This window comes from Maribellus sediminis (assembly GCF_011799805.1).
GTDB classification, from domain to species: Bacteria; Bacteroidota; Bacteroidia; order Bacteroidales; family Prolixibacteraceae; genus Draconibacterium; species Draconibacterium sediminis_A.
The window spans coordinates 291,205-313,065 of sequence record NZ_WXUB01000004.1; the positions used below are offsets into that span (position 1 = coordinate 291,205).

Consider the following 21,861-nt stretch of genomic DNA (forward strand, 5'->3'; position numbering starts at 1 on the left):
AAATATGGATGCAAGATGGGGAATTCTTACAAAAGTGCGGGACTGATATTAGGACACAAGCGTCACAATTTCGTCGTATGTCTGTTTAATCCCATCTAATTCATATTTGAAAAAAAGATTTCGCAAAGCGAATGAGTATAACCGGAAGTATTTGCTTGGAACGATTTAGCTTAATTAGAAAATCTCTTATGCTGCTTTTACCCAGTATGAAAAGATTCCTGAGTTTGTGAGTGTTTGTGGATTTCAAACATTTGTACATCCTTTGCTTTGATTGGGTGATCCGCAATTGGGCAATACTGTTTTAATCGAAAATGGAAGCGATTCGTTTCTAAAACCTGAGGTTTTTTAACAGGAGGAAGATGGCTTTGGTGCAATGAAAGCTCGCAGAATACCCTCTTGTTGGAGAACATTCAAAATAGTAAAAAGTAAAAGCTCTTAGTTCTCCTTTAGTTTCTGCAGGTATTCGCTCGGATTCATGCCGAATTCATCTTTAAAACACTGCCTGAAATAACTGCTGCTGTTAATGCCCACCTGGTACATGATCTCAGAAATATTGTACTGCCCCGTAATTAAAAGCTGTTCGGCAAAATTGATGCGGACTTTCCGGATGAACTCGTTGGCTGTTAAATTAGTGAGCGCCTTAATTTTTCGGTACAAGGTAGAATGGCTCATGTTCAACTGAGCTGCCACATAAGAGATGTTCATTTCTTCATCTTCCAGGTTTTCTTCTATAACCGAAGTAAGTTGTCGTAAAAATTCTTTATCCAGCTCACCAATGGAGTCGTTAAGCAACTGTTGCTTTTGCTTGAATTTTGAAGACGTGGATAATGAATATTTAGTTCTGGCGTCGATAATATTCTTCAGTCGGCTTTTTAATAAGTTACTGCTGAACGGTTTGGTGAGGTAAGAATCGGCACCGGCATCGTAACCAACTTTTTGATCGTGAATCGATCCTTTTGCAGTCAACAATACAATTGGAATGTGACTGGTTCTAACGTCCTTTTTTAAAACCTCGCACATCTCAATCCCATCCATTATTGGCATCATTACATCACTAATAATGATGTCAGGAATTTGTTCTACCGCTGCATCATGACCTGCCTCACCGTTTTCTGCAGTAATTACGCTGTACGTATCACTCAACGATTCCTTAATGTATTCCACAATCTCCGGATCGTCGTCAACTACCAGAATTACATTCTTCGAATTCTCCTGGGCTTCTTCCATATGAGGCTCTTCAGGTTGATAGTGAACCGCATCCGGATAACTGTTTTTAACCAGGAACCTGACTTTAAATTCAGTTCCTTCACCCAATGTACTTGTCACCTTAATTTCAGCTTCGTGCAGCTCAACCATGTTTTTAACCAGAGATAAACCTATTCCGGTTCCCTTGGTTGGGTGAGTTGCGTGACGAGCCTGGTAGTACCTGTCGAAAATATGTGGAAGATCTTCTTCCGAAATACCGTAGCCAGTGTCGGAAACAAGAATCTCAGCATACTCAATATTGGATTCCTCGAATAACTTTAATTCGAGTTTAATCGTACCGGATTTTGTGTATTTAAATGCATTCGATAAGAGGTTGTCGGTAATTATCGAAATGATCTCTGTATCGAAGAACATTTCGATCCGTTCAGAAGGAATGGCTATTTGAAGATCGATGTCTTTGTTTTTATTGAGGTCTTTGTACTTTTCTCCAATTTCGTAAAGGTATTTGGCAAAGTCGTCCTTGATAACCGTTAATTTGCGGCTTTTATTTTCTGATTTTCTGAATTCCAGAATCTGGGTTACCGTTTGGAGTAAACGATTAGCCACACGCTGAATCATATGGAGTTTTTTCAGCTGATCAGGTTTTAAATTCTCGTCTGAAATCAGATCTTCCAAAGGTCCTAAAATCAACGTCATCGGGCTTCTCAACTCGTGCGTAATATTGGTGAAGAACCGGAGTTTCTCTTCGTTTAATTCATGTTCCTGCTGGCGACTCTTTTTTTCCAGAATCAAGTCGCTCTCAACCTTCAACTTCCTTTTGTAAAATCGAATGACATACAAAAACATGGATGTAAATAAAACTAAATAGATCGATTTCATCCACCAGGTTAACCACAACGGAGGCTCAATTCGAATGGATAAAGAGCTTACCTCTTCCGACTCGCGGTTTTGAATCCGTGTTTTTAGGTTGAACACATAAGATCCTGGTTTCAGATTTCTGAAAGTTACCTCATTCTCGGTATTTACAAGAAACCATCCATCATCTAAACCTTCCATATGATACACAAATTCAGCCTTGTTAGCCAGCGAATAATCCAATACATTAAAATTGATTTCAAAAGAATTTTGATTGTGTTTTAAAGTCATGTTATCATTGAAGGGTACATCGGAAAACTGACTTAGATAGTTGTTCGTATTTGCAATTGAAAAACCTGTAAATACAGCTGTCGGGATTTCCCGTGATGTTTGTTCAAGAACCTGGTTGAACCAGGTAATTCCATTTTGCGAACCAAAATAAATTTCTCCGTCATCTGTTTTTGCAACCGATCCGTTGGCATAATCTCCATAAACGATTCCATCACTAACATCGAAATTACTAATGTGCATGGTACTAAGGTCGATGTGGCTGATTCCGTTGATGGTGCTCAACCAGATCTCGTTATCCGACCTACCTTCAATTATTGCCCTTACTGTTGATTCTGCCAATCCTGAACTCTTTCCAATTCGCAAAACTTCATCTTCATTGTAGTTTTTAAAAATAAAGAGATCGTTTTGACTTCCTATCCACATTCTGTTTCTTGAGTCTTTATAAATGTAACTTACGTTATAAAAATTATGGCTTCTGCCAAAGTCATAAAGCCGTTTGAAATTTTCGTCGTACACTGCAAGACCGCCTCCGAGTGCACCGACCCATATATTTCCATTTCCATCTTCTGCTATAGCCCTCACGTTATTATCAATCAGTTCAGAATTCCGGGTAGTGTAAATGCCCGACTTTTTAGTTTCGATGTTATAAAAATAAAGGCCAATGTCTGTACTCATCCAAAGATTTTTCCTCGAATCCTCAAAAAAATTGTAAATGGGAATATTGTTCAGGTTATCAAATACTTTAAGTAGCTGGTAGCTCTTTTTTTGAACATCGTACTTGTAAATTCGTCCATCGGCTGTGCCTATCCATATATTATTCTCATAGTCTTCGTGTAAACACATTGCATTGAATTTGGGATCGCCATTGATCGCCTGGATTTGGCCGATTTTTTTGTTTTCGTTGTAAATACATATTCCTCCTAAACCGTTTGCTACCCAAACATTGTTTTTATTATCGATGCAAATATCTTCGACTGATTTATAATTCAGGCTGTTTAAATTTCCTATCAATGGTAAATAGTTGATGGTATTAAAAAATGGATCTTTTTTAGGGATGAAGTTTACGCCGCTACCATATCCTCCCAACCATATATTCCCAAATGAATCCTGAAAAACGGTTTGTACAGATAGATTGGACAAACCGTCAGGTGTTTCAGAAGCCAAAATATGTTCAAACTCTACTTCCGAAGGATCAGAATAAAAGGCCAGGTCCTTTAAGTTCAGAATGTTCAATCCACCCCCTTCGGTGCCGATATATAGTTTGTGTTCAGGAGTTTCGATCATTTTCTGAATAAAATTACTGGATATGGATTGGCTGTTGTTTGGATCATTCTTGAAACTAATCATTCGTCCGTTCTCGGGATTAAAAAGATTAAGGCCGTTTCGCGTTCCAATCCAGATACGGTCTTTGGAATCCTTAAGAAAACTGGTAACCGTATTATCAGTGAGAGAATGAGGATCGTTGGGGTCGTGTTTGAAATTAACTGCCGTTTTTGTTCTCGGATTAATTATGCTGAATCCTTCAGTGACATGGCCTACGTAGATTCTGTCGTCAGAATCGTACATCACGCACCAGTTATAATTCGAAATCAAACCATCGACATTTGATTGACTGTAATTGGTAAAATGGCTAGTCTTTCTGTCTAAGAAATCAATACCGCCATCATAAGTTGCAATCCACAAATTACCTTTGTCGTCAGCATCAATATAGGTAACTCCGTTTGCACTCAGGTCATTTGTCTCAGGATTGGCATAGTCGTGTTCGAAGTGCGTGAATTCGTGCGTTTTGTAATTGTAGGCATCTAATCCGTTTTTCTCCGAAGCCACCCAAACCACATCATCAAATTTATCGGCATAAACAAAATTAAGTACATTACTTTTCAAGGAGTTTGGATTCGTTGAAGATGCTCTAAATACCTGGAATGTATTTGAATCAAACCGATTTAGTCCATCCTTGGTGCATATCCAAATAAAACCTGCTCTGTCCTGGGTAATACTAACCACGTTGGCATTGGATAATCCTCTTTCTATTCCAAATTTTTCAACTTTCGATGCATAGGAATTAATGTAAAGCCCTATTATAATGAGAATCGCAAGTTTAATTGGTTTGCTGGAAATCATACTTTTTTACTGTTAATTGCTTCTGCCAGGGGTAAAATTAATCAAAATCTTCAATGCTATTTGGGAATCTTGAAGTGATTTGAGCGATGACTAATTCCTTACATATAAATGACGAATCTATGTTGCATTCTTTTAATGGACTATAATTAGATTTATGGGGAGTTTAATTCCGGGTGCAAGAATTATTCGGCATTGCAATCAATCTAAAGCAAACAAGGTTAATATTTCTTTAATAGTTGTATTAAGTAAGGATCAAAATAGAACATGATAATCAGACCTGGCCAGATAAGTTGAAAAGAAACTTCTTCATATTAAAAACCAATATAAACTCTGCCATAAAACTATTTTTGATGGTATGCTTTTTTGTGAGTTGCAATGTAAAATATACCGGCGATAGTCATAAACAGTTGTTCGATTTAAACTGGAAATTTAGTCTGGACAATAATTATTCTGCATCACAAGTCGATTACAACGATAAAAACTGGTGTTCCTTTGATTTACCATACGATTTTAGCAAGGATGAAATGTTTTTTATTCCGGACCCGAAAGCAAATAATGATTCGGCCACATCAGTATTTGTATGGTATCGCAAACATTTCGAGATTCCTCAAAATTGGCTGGATAAGGATATTGTAATCGTTTTTGAGGGTATTTCCGATCCAAACGAAATGTTCATTAACGGAGCGAAAATCGACGATCGGAACGTTGATAATAACCTTGTGCAGACCAATTTAACTCCATATATAAATTTTGAAGGGATGAATGTAATTGCTATTCGTATTGCAATTCCAAAAAAAGAAGATACCGGATGGCAAAATCCCACTGGAATTTTTAAGCATGTTTGGTTAGAGGTGAAAGATGTACCGGTTTTGAAAAACAGGCAAATTTTCAAATAATAACATTTAGCCGACAAATGTCCATTTCTGATTTTCGCAGAAGGGAAATCATTCTTGTGAAAGGTTTTTTAAGTGCTTAATAATGAGTTTTGTATTGGTGCATTAAATAATCTTTTGCTGAAAATGATACAGTTATTTGCTGAAAAAATGAGCCTTAATAAAGATTTGACTCAATAATATTGGATTAAAATTTAGCTATTCTTTTAAAAACTAGACTTATGAACAAAAAGACTCTACTTCAAAAGATTTGGGTTGGTTTTATGCTTTTTGCTTTGGCTGGCATAATCAACAATGGTGCATGGGCACAAACCTGGGAGGCTCCCAGTTATTACGGGGAAGTTCCTACCTCAGGAACCGCTTATTATATTTATAATGTGGGTGCTGATGCTTTCCTAAATCGTGGTGGTGAATGGACAGCGGAAGCTGTTATATCTGCACAACCAAAAGATCTGGCATCGAATGCCATCGTTTCCTGGACTAGTGTGAATTCCGCCGGCGAATGGACATTTCAATATACTAACAACGGGACTCCTGCAGGTGGCCGATACCTGTTTCAAGTTGATGATGGAAACGGATGGATTTTTACTGATGGTAGTTCCAATAATAAATGGAATATTACAGAAACAGATGGAAGCAATCATGTTTTTGCCATTCAGGTTTCAAGTACTGCATCTTACTATAATTCATCGGTTTTCCTGGGGGCACAAACTTCCTCAAGAACCACAAACAAAGGCATCGCAGTTTCGGTAAGGTATAACGAGCCGGCGAGCGATCATACTCAATGGAAATTTGTTTCGCAGGCCAATTACGATTTATACCAAGCAAAAGTATTGCTGGATAAGTACATGAACTATGCGACGAAAATTACAGGTGGGCCTGATATTACATCTTATATTTCAATCTATAATTCGGATGTGACTGCCAATATCGCTACAGCGGCAACAAATCTTCTGGCCGAATTGACGCCAACCGACGTAACCGATTCAATAGTAAATCCAAGTTTTGAAAGCGACCTGGCAGGTTGGACAAATGATAATTTTTGGATTCAGTCAACCAGTGGTATTGGCTGGACAAAAGACGGTTCAAAATTTTCTGAACAATGGATAAGCGCTTCAACTTATCTGCCGGCAAGTTCAATCACGCAAACGCTAAATGGGCTTGACAATGGTATTTATGAACTTGTGTTTAGTGCACATGCCGTTAAACAAAAAGTTGATTCATGGAACATTGGTTCTACCAATCCATTGCATTCCGGTGCATTTCTTAAAGCAGGTGTTTCCAGTACCGAAGTAAGTGCAGGAGGCGAATACTCCGTTGATTATATTTCGGTTACGAACGGCTCATTAACCATTGGATATGAGTTGAAGGCACCTATTGCTGTTAACTGGACAGCCTTTGATAACTTTAGATTGTACTATTATGGTGAAGGTCCCAGTAACGATGCAACATTATCAGGTATCAGTCTGTCAGCAGGAAGCCTTGTCCAGGATTTTGATCCTGCTGTTACTTCTTATTTTGCTACGTTACCTCAGGGAACCACTTCGGTTGATGTTTCTGCAACAAAAACGGATTCAAATGCTTCAATAACTTCGGGAACCGGAACAATTACGTTAACAGATGGTGAAGCTTCTACCGATATTGAAATCACAGCGGAAGATGGATCAACAAAGAAGACGTATACGATTGTATTTAAAGCAATAGAGCTGATGCATTCCTACACTTTTGAAGATGGGACCTTTAATTCAGATACAGTGATGGATGTGATCGGCGATGCAGATGGTACTTTAGTGGGTGGTGCTTCGATTTCTGGTGGTCAATTAGTTCTTGATAAGGAGGGAGAATATGTAAGCTTTGTTCCTACTGAATTAGGATTAAGCTCCTACAATAGCATGACCATGGAATTTATTTATTCCTCAAAGATTGGAGCGAATGACGGACACTGGAACTGGGCAGCTTATTTTGGTGGTGACGGGGGTGCAAACAGTTTAATGACTGGATTAAGAACCTGGGGACAATATCGACTATACAAAAACAATAATATAAAAATACAAGTAAATAATTCTGATGACGGCGGCTTACATCATGTTGTGGCCATCATGACAGATTCAGAAATTTTATTTTATGCAGATGGTGTCAGAATTGGGAAAACGGCTGCACCGGATAATGCAATTGAGGAACTTCACGCCTGGTTAGGGCTGGCACCCTGGGGCGATCCAACCTGGCAGGGGAAAATTGAAGAGTTTAATATTTATGACGGCGTAATGGATAGTGATACCATTGCTGCCAGGGCTGATTTACTAAAGAACTCGAATGCCAATTTATCATCGCTGAGTGCAAGTGCTGGAACACTTTTTCCTGCCTTTGATAAAACCTTAACAGATTATGTAATAGTTATCCCCAAAGACCTGAGTTCCATAGATATCAGTGCTGCTGCGCAAGTAGTGGGCGCAAGCATAAGCGGTACAGGTACAATCAATATGTCCGGTGGATCAAAATCCATTAAGATAACAGTAACTTCCCTCGATGGAAACTTTAATAAAACATATAACATTGATTTGATTGTTGAAGATCCTTATTGCTATAGAGGGGCATTTGCAAATAATCTTATTGATGATCCCGAGATCACTGATGATTCTTATTGGGGGGGCTGGGGAAGCAGCAGTATTGTTTATGGTTTGGAAGCTTATTGTGGGACATCAGCTGGCAAAGTAGATGCCAGTGGCTCATGTGGAGGTTCTTTGGATACCAAAACAATTAACTGGCTTCCCAATACAACATATATGGTGCGTGCCAAAGTAAAAACGAATGGTACATTTACCATCGGTGCACAAAATGTTTATGGTGATCAATGGGGGAATCATAGTAGCGAAAATCTGGTTGTACCAAATACACATGGAGAATGGGAAGATTTTGAGGCTACTTTTACCACGAATTCATATCCTGGCTCAGGAGTTGTTTATTTTAATAATTGCGAAGGTGCAAATGGCACGAAAGGGTACATCGATAACTGGGAGCTCTATGACAGAGAGAGTGACAATACTGATCTAATTTCATTGTCCTCCCCACAAGGAGAGATTACTCCGACTATCATGCCAAGCAGAGATGCTTATTATTTAAAATATTCGTTAAGCTCAGTTCAGGATAGCATTATCGAGATAAATGCAGTTCCACGTTTTGAATCTGCCACTGTTATTGGAACCGGTGAATACCGTGTTGATGGCGGTATTACAATTGTGCAAATATATGTTACATCGAGAAGTGGTAACCGAAGAGCATACGTGGTGCAGATCGAACCCAACTTTGATGATGCTTCATTACTTTCATTGACAACCAGTACCGGATTTCTCGAACCTGATTTTGACAGCGAGATTATGGATTATGAATTGATCGTACCTGTCGGTACCGACTCTGTTGAATTAAGTGCGGAAAAGGGAGATCCGGAGGCCAGTATGGCGGGAGCGGGAACTTACTATTTGACTAACGACAGTGCGATGGCAGAAATCGTTGTTACTTCAAGGGATGGGAACATTACCCGCACTTATAAAGTTAGTATAGTGGCTAAAGAGTCGTATAGCTTAGCACACTCTTATACTTTTGACGATGGTACCGCCAACGATGTTATTGGCGGTGCCGACGGTTCTCTTAAAGGCGATGCCGTTGTTGCAAACGGAGAATTAACAATCTCGGGAACCGGTTATGTGGAATTGCCTGCTGAAAAAATTCAGATGTCAAAATACAGGGGAGTTACTATTGAATCGGTTTTTAGACAAGCAGAGGGATTAGGAGGTTTTACTACGCTGTTCTCTGCAGGTGATACCCGTAATGGCTGGATGGGAGCAGATTACATTATTTGGCAGCCTACCCGGAATGATGATGATTACAGCAGGACATCTATTTCATGCGAAAACTATAGCAACCCATGGACTTCTGAAAGTGCAGTCAATGCCGGAAAAATAGCTGATACAGAAACACATTATGCAGTTACCGTGATTAATAAAACTGAAATCAAATTATACATTGACGGTGAACTGATTGGAACTGATTTATTATCAGATGCAAACATGTTGGAAAACGTAAGTAATAATCTTGCCTATATTGGAGCGTCAGTTTACCCCGGAGATCCAAAGTGGGAAGGATCACTTGATGAACTGAATATTTTTGAGGGCGAACTCGATTCTTCTACCATTGCACAACGTGCAAGCGAATTTTTAGGAGGTGCTTCTCATGATGCGACATTGTCTTCATTAACAGTTGATCCTGGTGAATTAACCCCAGTATTCGATGCAAGTACAACAAGTTATTTGGTAGTAATTCCTGAAGGAGCGGATACTATAAATGTTGAAGCTATTATAACCGATGAGAATGCTACCGTTGAAGGCCTTGGAGCTGTTGATGTTTCTACGGGTAGCGGTACAGCAACAGTTGTAGTAACCGCCGAAGATGGAACCACTCAAAAAACTTATACTATTGAGTTCGAAATGCCTTCAGATTTGGAGATGATGCATTCCTATACTTTTGAAGAAGGAACTTTTGATGCCACTACGGTCTATGATCAAATCGGATCGGTTGACGGAACATTGGGTGGAAGTAAAATTTCTATTGCCGACGGCAAAGCCACTGTGTCAGGTGCTACAACAAATAGTGATGGTTGGATTTCCTTAGATGGTGCAGACCTCGCACTGAATACCTATCATAGCGGTATTACCATTGAAGCGTACCTGGAAACAGGCCAGACACTGAATTCAAGCTTTACCATGTTAGCCTATTTTGGAACTTCAACACCGGGTAATGGTTGTTTCTGGATTCAACCAACCCGATCGGGTACTGAAACCAGGATTGAAACCAACAATGGCAGTACCACCATTAACGCTATTAAAAGTGGCTACGAAGTGGATGATAATAAAATGCACCACCTGGTGGCTGTTCTTTCCAGTCATGCACTTATTTATTACCTCGATGGCGTAGTATTGGCTCAGGCATCAACCGGCGGAGCCGATTATATCAGTACAATAGGTACCGATGTTGCAAATATTTTCAGAGGGGTTGATGGCTGGAACGATCCAAATTATAATGCATCGATTCATGAATTCAATATTTATAATGGTGTTATGGATCCGTCCATGGTGCAGGAGCACTCTGATGCTTTCCTTAATTCTTCTGATGCCAGACTTTCTGCCTTAACTTCGGATATTGGTACTGTGGCTCCTGAAGTAGACGGTACAACCACTCATTTCGCTGTGTTGGTTCCTGAAGGATCAACATCTGTTACATTAACGGCTATACCTTATGTATCCGCTGCTACTGTTTCAGGTGATGGTGAAATTGACCTATCCGGAGGTGATACTATTGTACTTATTAAAGTTACTTCAGCTGATGGTACAATTACCAATGAATACACCGTTGACATTATTTTCGATGATGCAACTTGCGCAGCTTCGCTGCATCCTGATAATATTGTTCCTGATCCGGAAATGACAGATTTGAGTATGTATGCTGGTTGGGGAACAAGAATAATTGCTTACGGCACTGAGGCATACTGCGGTGTTTCTTCCATGAAGGTTCAGGGATCTTGTGGAGGATCTTTGGACGTGGATCTTGATGCTACCGGTAAACTTACACCAAATACCACTTATCGTATGAGGGCTATGGTATATGTAGGTGGATCAGGAAAATTCAAAATTGGCTGGTTTGGAACAGCAGTGCCTGATCATGTAATCGAATCGAAACACAACGACATGTGGGAAATGCTGGATACAACCTTTACCACCGGGGAAGATATCAGTAATTTTGGAATGTATTTCAACAGTTGCGAAGGTATGAATGGTGAAGTCGGTTGGATCGATAACTGGGAAGTTTTCCCCGTTTCTTCTGAACTTTCTTCTGATGCGACGCTGGCTGATCTTTCAATCGATGGAACCACAGTTGATGGTTTCAATCCTGATACCATGTCATACGATGTTCTTCTCCCTATAGGGACAGAGAGTGCCCTTGTTGATGCCGTTGTAAATAATACCAATGCTACGGTTGCAGGTACAGGAACAGTAGATATGACTTCAGGATCGGGGAGCGCAACAATTGTTGTTACAGCTGAAGATGGAAGTACTACTTCAACATATAATGTGAATATTACTGTTGATACGAATACGGCAATCGATGATTTTAAAACATCGTTGATTAAAGTTTATCCAACAATCTCTGCAAAGGAATTTAATGTTGCATTTGATGGAATTCAGCCAGGTAATATCAAAGTTTATAATATGTACGGACAGGTCGTGCTTGATATAAATGCTACCTCTGCAATTGAGAAAGTTAATGTATCACACGCCGGAATGTATTTCATAAGAGTGGAAACCGGAGGGTTCAATAAAGTTGTGAAGGTTTTAAAAACCGAATAGTAGTTTTTCAGAATGAATTATAAGGGCTATCCGTTTGGGTAGCCCTTTTTTCTGAATTCACAATTACATGAATAAACACTAAAACTTTAAAGTTGAACGTTGCGTGTAATTTTACAAGTGTTTGTCTGGTTTTTGTATTGCTCATTTATTGATTATTGTTTGACGAGTTTGTTCCAAATCCTGAGGTTGAATAGCATTACTTTTGTCGTGTTATATATGGCTGCCGTAAAATAAAGTGTGAATAATTAGCTTTTCTATGAAACCTATTCTAACAAACCTGATGAAACGATCCGCAAAGCCATTGATCAAACCGGTATACCTATGGTTTTTAGAATGTCGCCGGGAACCAATCCAGTAGATGAGCATGAGCAAACTAACCGTCTCGGAGCAAAATTGTACCGAATTTCAGAGTCGAATTAACCGGGTAAAATATGTGAGTATGAATTTGATGAGAAAAACTATGATGAAAGTATTGGCAACTCTGGCAGGCTTGTTTGTAATTTCTGCAGCTTTCGGCCAAACAGAAGACAATGAAGTGTTTCATTTCGAAGCTGCCGGCAATCCGGTAATAACACATAAATACTCGGCCGATCCGGCTGCGCTTATTTATAACGATGTTTTCTATGTTTATGCCGGTGAAGATACGGGCGATGGAAGAGGGTACAACATGCCTAACTGGTTGGTGTTTTCCTCAAAAGATATGAAAAACTGGACCGAGTATCCACTGCCGCTGAAATGCAGCGATTTTAGCTGGGCTACCGGTAACAGTTCGTGGGCCAGTCAGGTAATCGAGCGAAACGGTAAATTCTACTGGTATACCACTTCAGAACATGCTACTATTCATGGTAAAGCCATCGGAGTTGCGGTGTCAGATTCGCCAACAGGGCCATTTACCGATGCAAGGGGCTCGGCATTAGTGACTAACGATATGACGACTAAGTGGACCGGAATTTCCTGGGATGATATTGATCCCAGTGTATGGATTGACGATGACGGACAAGCCTACCTTTTCTGGGGCAATACGCAATGCTACTATGCCAAACTGAAAGACAATATGATAGAACTCAACAGTCCGATTATGCCGGTTGAATTACCTGCATTTACCGAAGCTCCGTGGATACACAAAAAGGATGACTGGTACTACCTTTCCTACGCCTCCGGTTTCCCGGAAAAGACTTGTTATGCCATGAGCAAAAGCATCAACGGCCCCTGGGAGTACAAAGGTATTTTGAATGAAATTGCAGGTAACAGCAATACCAACCACCAGGCAATTGTAGAATTTAAAGACAAATGGTACTTCGTGTATCACAACGGAGCCATTCAGACACAAGGGGGGAGCTATCGTCGGTCGGTTTGTATCGATTACTTGTATTATAACGAGGATGGTTCTCTAAAGCGCGTTCAAATGACCACTGAAGGTGTTGAGCCCGTAAAATAAATTTAAAACCATTATTGATAAATAAAATGCAATCTCTTTTAGTACTAAAAAAAATATTTTTTGTCGTATTCTTTGTCAGTGCGGCTGTAGCTGTAAACGGAAGCAATCAGCCTGAAAATTACGAGGCCTATTTGTTTGCTTATTTTTCAGGAAACGGACCAGGCCAGGAAGCAATACGCTACGCGGTGAGCACCGATGGTTACAATTATCGGGCACTGAATAACAATCAACCGATATTGGATTCCAAAAAAATCAGCACTTCTGGTGGTGTCCGCGATCCCCATATATTGCGTGGAAGCGACGATAAAACATTCTACATGGTGGCAACTGATTTGTATGTGCCCGAACAAGGATGGAATAATTACGCGATGATCCTCATGAAATCAAGCGATTTGATTAACTGGGAAAGTTCGGTAGTAAATATTCCGGAAACTTTCCCGGATGAGTTTGGCGATGTAGACCGGGTTTGGGCTCCGCAAACCATCTATGATGAAGCTGAAGGAAAGTACATGGTTTACTTTTCGATGAAGCAGGGTCATAATCCCGATATTATCTATTTCGCATATGCAAACAAAGACTTTACAGCCCTGGAATCTGCCCCGAAGCAGTTGTTGTACAATCCTACCAATAACGCATGTATCGATGCGGATATAATTGAAAAAGACAACAAGTTCTATATGTTCCATAAATCGGAAAGTGGTGCACCCGGAATTAAACTGGCTATCTCTGACAAGCTAACCGAAGGGTACACTTATCCAAATTTCAATCGTGTGGACAGGGAAACTGATCGGGTAGAAGGTTCAGGAGTTTTTAAACTGAATAATTCGGATGAGTGGATACTGATGTACGATGTTTATGGATCGGGTAGATATCAGTTTACAAAAAGTAAAGACCTTGAGCATTTTGAAGTGATCGATAATGATATCAGTATGAATTTTCACCCACGGCACGGTACTGTCTTGCCCATCACAAAAAAGGAATATCAACGATTAATTGATAAATGGGGATTGCCGGAAGGTTTGCGTTAGTTTTTCGGGATGCGATTTATACTAACTTTAACTGCTAATTTTTAACGAATAAAATGATATGAAACTAAAAACTGTACTTGTGCTTATTGCAATATGGGCCATTGCGGGCTCATTACAGGCTCAACCTGGTTTTGGCAAAGCTGAAAAAATCAACAATAGCTGGAGTTTTATCCTGCAGAAAGATAGCAATGAACAACTCAGTGATCTTCGGTACAAGCGGTGGAGGACGGTTGATTTGCCACACGACTGGAGTGTAAAAGGACAGTTAAGCCCTACCTTGGCAAGTGCAACAGGCTATTTACCCGGAGGTATCGGATGGTACCGGAAGGATCTTATGGTTCCGAAGGAAAAAGAAGGCGAAAAAGTATACCTGTATTTTGAAGGTGTTTACAACCGAAGTGAGGTTTTTGTAAACGGACATTCCCTGGGTATACGTCCAAACGGGTACATTTCGTTTATGTACGATGCAACGCCATACATCAAATTTGGTGAGGAAAATGAGATTGATGTTCGGGTTGATCATAGCCGCTCAGCTGATTCGCGCTGGTACACCGGTTCGGGCATTTATCGCGACGTTTGGCTGGTATATGCCAATCCTGTTCATATTGAGCAATGGGGTGTGTATGCCTGGCCCGAAAAGCAGAAAAAAGGCTACAACCTGAATGTTGAAGTTGAGGTAGCCAACGAAACCGGACAGTCTTCGGGCTTAGTGGTTAAAAACGAATTGATCTCTGCCTCCGGCGATGTCGTCGCAAAATCATCCGATAAAATAAATTTAGAAAGCAATCAGACAGGGAAAGTACAAACCGCGCTTAAAGTTTCGGATCCCGAGCTTTGGTCGGTTGAGTCGCCTGCATTATATACCCTGAAAACCTCAGTTTTGAAAGATGGGAAACCAGTTGACGAAGCAAGCACTGTTACAGGTTTCCGCGATTTTACATTCGACCCGAATAAAGGTTTTGCACTCAACGGAGAATGGATGAAGATGAAGGGTGTATGTCTGCATCACGATGGTGGTGTACTTGGATCTGCTGTACCTCGTGAAGTTTGGCAAAGACGATTGCTTACTTTAAAAGAAATTGGCGTTAATGCCATCCGTACGAGCCATAATCCGCAGGCACCAGATCTTTATGAGCTATGTGATGAAATTGGCCTGCTGGTGCTTGATGAAGCTTTCGACGAATGGGAATTCCCAAAACGGAAATGGCTGGAAGGATGGAACGTAGGTACACCGGGTTATCAGGGATCTTATGATTTCTTTGAAGAGTGGGGCGAAAAAGATTTGGTAGATCAGGTGAAACGTGACCGCAATCATCCGTCGGTTTTTGCCTGGAGTATTGGCAACGAAGTGGATTACCCGAACGATCCGTATTCGCATCCGGTTTTGGATGGTGGCGGAGAAACCGGGTTTACCCAGCCCATTTTTGGAGGATACAAAAAAGACGCTCCCGATGCCAAACGATTGGGAGATATTGCTGAGCGTCTGGTAAAAGTGGTGAAACAGTACGATCAGTCGCGGCCAACAACAGCAGGATTAGCCGGAGTTGCTATGTCGAACCAGACGGGATATCCGTTTGCGTTGGATATTACAGGATATAATTACACCGAAAGTTTATACGACCACGATCATGCCGAATATCCGGAGCGTGTGCTTTTCGGAAGTGAGAACCGTCACGATATGGCAGCCTGGAAAGCAGTGACTTCACGCGATTTTGTTTTTGGTCAGTTCTTGTGGACAGGTATCGACTACCTGGGAGAATCAGGTCGCTGGCCATCCCGCGGTTTTTATTCCGGCCTACTCGATTTTGGTGGATTTATTAAACCACGGGGTTACTATCGTCAATCATTATGGTCGGATAAACCAATGGCTTACCTGGGAACCTACCCAACACCGGGCCGCGGAAGTATCAGTCAGATGAATGATGTTTGGTCGCAACTGGAAGCTGAAAGCGGCCGTGGAAACCGCGAAGAAAAAGTGCCTTCGATGGATGCCTGGCCGATCTGGAATTATCAGGATGGACAGTCAATTCGCGTGGTATGCTACACCAATGCTGCTCAGGCCGAACTTTTGTTAAATGGCGAAAAAGTTGGGGAGAAAAAGCCGTACGATGAAGAAACCGGTATCATTTATTGGGACATTCCTTATAAGGCCGGCAAACTTGAAGTGATTGGCCTGAATGAAGCTGGAGATCAGATAAGTAAGTATGCGATTCAATCTTCAGGACGACCATACGCCATTAAAGTAATTTCAGAAGAAAGCACCATTGAAAAGGGAGGTGTAGCCCAGGTTGTTATTCAGGTTGTGGATGAGCAAGGTGCACCGGTAATGTTGTCGGATGATGAGGTGAAGTGTCAGATTCATGGTGACGCTCGTTTACTGGGGCTCGAAGCCAGCAATAATTCCGATATGTCGGATTATACCGACAATAAGCAACGGGTTTTTCATGGTAGAATGATTGCTTATATAAAAGCAGGATCAGAAGCCGATAGTATTGAAGTGAGATTTTCAGCAAATTGGCTAAAACCGGCAATTGCAGAAATAGAAGTAAAGTAGTGCTCTGTGACTTTCAGATGAAGACAGAAAGTATCGGTACTAAATAAAAACATTGAAAAATAAAACGATTTAATTTCAATCCTATAATGATTAATTAATTGATAGTGTTGATTTTAAGTCTGAACATTTGATGAAACAAGACCTTAGCGTTTTAAATATATTTTATTAACCATTAAATTCAAGAATTGGCAGGTTTAAGTCAATTCGCTTTCCAACTTATGAAACAAAATTCAGTAAAGTTTTTAAAAATATTTATCCCTGTATTCCTTATTATTTTTAGTTCAAATGTAATGGCTCAGCGTTATATGGAGCAGCTTAATCATGGATTGGTTGCTGTGAAAAAGACGGGAGGGGTATTTGTAAGTTGGCGCGTACTTGGTTCTGAATGGGATGATGTAGCGTACAACCTTTACCGGGACGGTTCAATGATAAATAGTGAACCCATAACCGGAGCCAGTAATTTCTGGGATACACACGGAACGACGAGTGCAACTTATACGATTAAGACCGTGATTAAGGGTGTGGAGCAGGAAGGAGAAGAATCTGCCAGCGTTTGGGACAAGAATTACATCGATATTCCGGTTCGTGAAATTAATGGCGGAAGTTCTTCTTATATATTGAATGATGCTTCGGTTGGAGACCTTGATGGCGACGGCGAATACGAAATCGTGGTGAAGCGTTTGGCAACCGGTGGTGCAGAATCTTCCGACTATCATTACCTGGAAGCCTATAAACTGGATGGAACCTTTCTTTGGGCCGTTAACATGGGACCAAATATCTATAACGATGTTGAATTTAATTTTTTGGTTTGGGATCTTGACTGTGATGGCAAAGCCGAGGTAACCTTAAGAACATCCGACGGATTTATTGATGGCGAAGGAAATAATATTGGCGATGCCGACAACGATGGCGTAATTGATTACAGGTATTCAATTTCAGGTGTAGGTTACCGCATGGAAGGCCCCGATTATCTATCGGTTTTAGATGGGCAAACCGGGAAGGAACTTGATCGGGCATCGTACATTCCGAGAGGTAATATCACCGATTGGGGCAGGGACGATGGAGGTCACAGATCAACTAAGTGTATGTTCACGATCGCCTATCAGGATGGAAAAACACCGAGCGTGGTGATTAGTCGTGGAATATACGAACGAATTGTGATGGAATCGTGGAAATTTAAAAATGGTAGTTTAAGCAAAAACTGGAATTTCGATTCCAATAATCATCCGGATTATGCACAGCAGGGATACCATAACCTTACACAAGGTGATGTTGATTTTGATGGTCGGGATGAAGTTAACTACGGCTCGATGGTTATGGATGATAATGGACAAGGGCTATATTCAACGAAACTGGGTCATGGCGATGCACAACATCTAACGGATATTAATCCGGACCGTGACGGACTGGAATTTTTTGGCTGTTTGGAAAACTCTGCAGGAGGTAACTACCGAGATGCACGCACCGGCGAAATTTTACATTATACCAATATTGGTCGCGACATGGGGCGGGCAGGTTGTGCCGACATCACTCCTGATTATCCGGGGATGGAAATGTGGGGACCATCCGGTTTTCCGTTCCTGAGTTCAACGGGCGATGCCATTACAAATTTAACACCGCCAGCTTCCATGAACTTTTTTATTTGGTGGGATGGTGATTTGTCTCGTGAAATGCTCGATCATGCCTGGTACAGCAATTATGGAGTTGGTACCATTACCAAATACAACAATGGCGCCAATACTCAATTACTGTATGCAACGGGTACCTTGTCGGATAACTGGACAAAAGGTAATCCGGCAGTCAGTGCCGATATTCTGGGTGACTGGCGTGAGGAAGTAATTTGGCGAACTTCGGATAATAAGGCATTGCGACTGTACACAACAACAGATATTACAAGTCAAAAGATCTATACCTTGATGCACGATCCGCAATATCGTGCAGCAATTGGGTGGCAACCAAACTCCTATAATCAGCCACCTCATCCAGGCTTTTTTATCGGAACAGACATGGACTCGGTACCGCCCGCACCAATACTTTTCCCCGGTCAGAAAGTGTGGACTTCAGGCAAATGGGATATTGGAACAACCTCAGCCTGGATCTCGAATAGTAATTCAGCAAACTTTGAAGAAGGTGACAAAGTGCTCTTCGATATTTCTGGCGATAACAATTCGGCTATTACTCTCGAAGGTTCATTAAAACCTGAAGATATAAGGGTTATCTCGCCGATTGATTATGTTTTTGCCGGCTCTGGAAGTATTGATGGAACAACCGATCTTACCAAATCGGGTAGTGGAAATCTAATCCTTAACAATAGCAATGGCTATACGGGCATAACACGTGTTTGGGATGGTCAACTAACCAACAACGGTACTTTGGAAAATAGTAAGGTACTTGTAAAAAGGTTCGCAACACTGGCCGGAAACGGTACTTTTAATAAAGGCATTGTTCTGGAAAAACATGCTAATCTGATCGTGAGTAAAGCTACTGTCGAGACCGATACAACGCGCGTGAACGGAGTCCTTGAAACAAGGGAGAGTTCAACCATTTATATGGATTTAACTGATGATGTTACCGCGTCATCCAAAACCAACGATATGATTATGGTTGATGGAGCTCTCGTTATTACTGGCATGACTACCATTTCAATTAATCGTGTGGATGGGAAATTATCTGCAGGTGAGTATGTGTTGATGACCGTGAGCGATACTCTGACCGGAAACCTGGAAGATATCGCGATTGAAGGCATTGAAGGAACACCATATACGCTTGAATTTGAGGATCATAAACTCAAACTCGTTGTAGCAGATACACGTATGCCGGGAACAATTATATGGAGCGGTGCAGTAGATAATAAGTGGGATTTGTTTAACCGGTTAAACTGGTCGAACAAAGGAACTGCTGACTATTTTCTTGGAGAGGATTCCGTCATTTTTGATGACAGCGGATTACAGACAAACGTTGAAATACTGGATGATTATGCCATTTCAAATTTTCTTTTTGATGCGGAGAAAAACTATACGATTAAAGGATCAGGTTCTTTTTCAGGACCTGCAGATCTTATTAAAAAAGGTAGTGGCAGGTTAACAATCCTGACCCAAAATTCTTATACAGGTGCCACAATAATCGAAGAAGGAACGCTCCGTGTTCAGGAATTGGTAAACGCAGGCTACGCATCTGCTATCGGGGCCGCTTCAGCTGAAGCAGCAAATATAATTATAGATGGTGGTGAGTTGGAAGTGACGAATAACACGGGCATGTCGACCGATAAAAACATTACACTCGGTATTAACGACGGAGCGATCACAATTGCCAATACCTACGGTAATTTATTGCTTGCAGGTACTCTTCATGGAAATGGACGACTCATAAAAAACGGCAGTGGAACTTTGTCGTTGAAAAACGGCAACTCGCATAAGGGAACAATAATTAATGAAGGTACCTTGCAACTGGCCGACGATCCTGCTAATATTTGGGGTTTGGGAGATACCGTTACCCTAAACGGAGGAACACTTGCCATGAACGATAATTCATATTCCTATACCGATGGTTGTCGCTGGCATATCGTTGTTCCTGAAGGAAAAACCGGAACGTTGAAGTTAGACAGCAGAAGTTCACTCACCGGAAAACTTTTTGGTTCAGGAAAACTAATCCTTTATTCCCCATGGATACGAAACGACTTGAATGGCGATTGGTCGAATTTTACCGGAACGATTCAGGTAACGGCCGACGGAGACGGTGGCGATTGGCGTATTAATAACAGGTACGGATATGAAAATGCTTCGGTTATTTTAAGCAGTAAAGTTTATGCCTACAACCTGATAAATGTTGAAACCAAGCTCGGATCACTTTCAGGAAGCAGTAGTTCCACGCTGGCACCCGGAACCTGGAGCGTCGGATTCAATAATCAGGATGCAACTTATTCCGGATTAATTACCGGAGTAGCAAACATTAATAAGTACGGAACAGGTAACTGGACACTTACTCACGCCAATGATTACAGCGGTTCAACCAACGTTTACGAAGGTACTTTAACGGTTGATAATATTTCCGGAAGTGCCACTGGTTCGGGAGGCGTATTTGTAAGAGAAGGAGCCATGCTGGAAGGAAACGGATCGATCGACGGAACGGTGGGTATTTATTCCGATGCAACCTGCAACATGGGTGCATCCAGTAACTTAAATGGGATGGTGAATATTCAGGGAAGCCTGGTCGGAAAAGGAAATATTAATGACAGGCTGACCATTTTATCGGGAGGTATTCGTAAAGGCGAAAATATAATAAATGCGCCCGTAATTGTAAGACGTAATGGGATACTTTCGGGAGAAGGATCCATACGGGGTAATTTAACACTTTATGAAGGCGCCATTGTAGCACCGGGAACTGATGGACTTGGAATACTTACTTTTGATAAAGATGTAGTTTTGGTAAACGACGCCATTCTTGAAATTGAAATCAATAATGCTACTAAAGAAAATGATGTGCTTAAAACTTCGGGTATGTTGACACTTGATGGAACATTAAAAGTAGCAGAAGTGGGTGGAGTAGCGTTTGAAGCCGGCAACAGCTTTGAACTGTTTGAGGCGGATAGTGTTGGCGGAGAGTTTGATGTTATTGAACCTGCAACACCCGGTGAAGGGCTGGAGTGGGATCTTTCGAACATTTCAGCAGGTATTCTTGGTGTTACTTCTGTTACTTCTGTGAATACTTTCGAAAAAGCTGATATTGTTGTTTATCCTAATCCGGGTACAGGAACATTCTATTTAAAAAGGAATACGGTGAATTCAATAAAATCCATTTCCGTTGCGAATATGGATGGGCGTATTATTTATTCTGATGTCCCGGTTTCTTCAGAACGAATAGAACTTGACCTGCAGGATCAACCGGCCGGAATATATTTCTTAAGAGTAACCTTCACCGATAAAGAAATAATTGAAAAACTGGTGAAAAAATAATTTCATTCATAGCGCTCTGTTTGCGGTATCGATAGACAATTCGTAGCAATTATCATATATAATTTAAAGAACATCCGAAGAATAATTTCTTCGGATGTTCTGTTTTAATTCATGTTGATTTTTTA

At 40.9% G+C, this 21,861-nt stretch carries 7 protein-coding genes; 6 read left to right on the top strand and 1 reads right to left on the bottom strand.

Annotated features, from left to right (window positions below):
• Positions 1-435 precede the first annotated feature (435 nt).
• On the bottom strand, positions 436-4,473 hold the full coding sequence (locus HFD85_RS16135; protein ID WP_167612177.1) for a hybrid sensor histidine kinase/response regulator transcription factor: 4,038 nt from the start codon (positions 4,471-4,473) through the stop codon (positions 436-438).
• Positions 4,474-4,823: 350 nt separating this feature from the next.
• Here HFD85_RS16135 and HFD85_RS16140 point away from each other — a divergent pair, with 350 nt between their 5' ends.
• From HFD85_RS16140 to HFD85_RS16165, 6 genes are all read left to right on the top strand, one after another.
• A complete protein-coding gene (locus HFD85_RS16140; protein WP_167612180.1) occupies positions 4,824-5,369 on the top strand; it encodes a sugar-binding domain-containing protein in 546 nt (181 codons plus the stop codon).
• Positions 5,370-5,587: 218 nt separating this feature from the next.
• Positions 5,588-11,764: a cadherin-like beta sandwich domain-containing protein gene (locus HFD85_RS16145; protein WP_167612183.1), complete on the top strand. Its 6,177-nt coding sequence runs from the start codon at positions 5,588-5,590 to the stop codon at positions 11,762-11,764.
• Between the two features lie 439 nt (positions 11,765-12,203).
• Positions 12,204-13,202: a glycoside hydrolase family 43 protein gene (locus tag HFD85_RS16150; RefSeq protein ID WP_167612186.1), complete on the top strand. Its 999-nt coding sequence runs from the start codon at positions 12,204-12,206 to the stop codon at positions 13,200-13,202.
• A 26-nt stretch (positions 13,203-13,228) separates the two neighbouring features.
• On the top strand, positions 13,229-14,230 hold the full coding sequence (locus tag HFD85_RS16155) for a glycoside hydrolase family 43 protein (RefSeq protein ID WP_167612189.1): 1,002 nt from the start codon (positions 13,229-13,231) through the stop codon (positions 14,228-14,230).
• Between the two features lie 58 nt (positions 14,231-14,288).
• Positions 14,289-16,784, top strand: a complete 2,496-nt coding sequence (locus HFD85_RS16160; RefSeq protein WP_167612192.1) for a glycoside hydrolase family 2 TIM barrel-domain containing protein — start codon at positions 14,289-14,291, stop codon at positions 16,782-16,784.
• Between the two features lie 218 nt (positions 16,785-17,002).
• The gene (locus HFD85_RS16165; RefSeq protein ID WP_167612195.1) at positions 17,003-21,736 is read left to right on the top strand and encodes a rhamnogalacturonan lyase family protein; all 4,734 of its coding nucleotides are present in this window, start codon (positions 17,003-17,005) and stop codon (positions 21,734-21,736) included.
• Positions 21,737-21,861 lie beyond the last annotated feature (125 nt).